The organism is Allobacillus halotolerans, from assembly GCF_018967645.1.
Taxonomy (GTDB): Bacteria; Bacillota; Bacilli; order Bacillales; family Alkalibacillaceae; genus Allobacillus; species Allobacillus halotolerans.
The window spans coordinates 1-743 of sequence record NZ_JAHLZF010000078.1 but is presented as its reverse complement, the minus strand read 5'-3'; the positions used below and the strand labels follow the sequence as shown (position 1 = coordinate 743).

Annotated in this window: 3 protein-coding genes; all 3 read right to left on the bottom strand. The window is 38.8% G+C overall.

What is annotated here, in order from left to right:
- Positions 1-243, bottom strand: a 243-nt coding sequence (locus KQ486_RS14145) for an SAV1978 family virulence-associated passenger protein (protein WP_216688001.1), incomplete at its 3' end; no start/stop codon positions are given.
- The gene (locus KQ486_RS14140; RefSeq protein ID WP_000022735.1) at positions 243-497 is read right to left on the bottom strand and encodes a DUF3310 domain-containing protein; all 255 of its coding nucleotides are present in this window, start codon (positions 495-497) and stop codon (positions 243-245) included. The genes KQ486_RS14140 and KQ486_RS14145, both read right to left, overlap by 1 nt.
- Positions 497-743 (bottom strand): SA1788 family PVL leukocidin-associated protein (locus KQ486_RS14135; RefSeq protein ID WP_216688000.1); only part of this gene is annotated, 247 nt, incomplete at its 5' end. The genes KQ486_RS14140 and KQ486_RS14135, both read right to left, overlap by 1 nt.

Below are 743 nucleotides of genomic sequence, written 5' to 3'. Positions count from 1 at the left end.
TAAAGTTAGTTGCTTCTGTTCCTCGTATTCCAAACCATGTTGCTTTATATATATTCCGAGCTCTTCCGCTGTATCAAATGTCTTTTTCACACCTTGCCAATCTGGTACGATATGCCCGTGAAAGTAATAAGCGCCATTCACTACATGGATATGTGCCACTCGCTCGTTATCCTGATACAGATATCTCTTAGAGCCGAAAAATTGGTTTAAGTATTCTTTACGCGCGTTATCTGTCATGGTCATTACTCCCACAAGTCAAACACTCTATCTACATAAAACTTCGCTTTTGCCATATCCTCATGACCATTCTTTAACGGTGCTCTAGACAAGTATTTGATTGCATTACCTATTGCAAATGCTAATTGTGGTGGATACTGTGCCGTTACTTGTTCAATAAAATCTATAATTTCAATATCGCCGTATGTGTAATGTGCTGGTTGCTTAACATTGTCTTGCGTTTCATTCATATCTACTTTTCTGTTACTGATTATGCTCATTATGCTTCACTCCATTTCTTGAACATTTGGTTATAAGTGACATCGAACCAGTACGGATCACGTGAATGTTTTTGTGGTACATTAAACAAATGTGGTTTCCTCTTACGTAGTTCAACCTCTTTACGTCGTTGCCTAGCTATTTCACGTTCTTTGCTCTCTCGTTGCATAATTCTGGATAATACGATTTCTTTATACTCAGCTAAGCGCATGCCATAAGGTGCGTTTAAGGCTTCTAACAACGCCCAG

Coding starts and splice junctions, on each gene's coding strand:
- KQ486_RS14140 (WP_000022735.1), bottom strand. CDS start 497: ATGAGCATAATCAGTAACAGAAAAGTAGATATGAATGAAACGCAAGAC.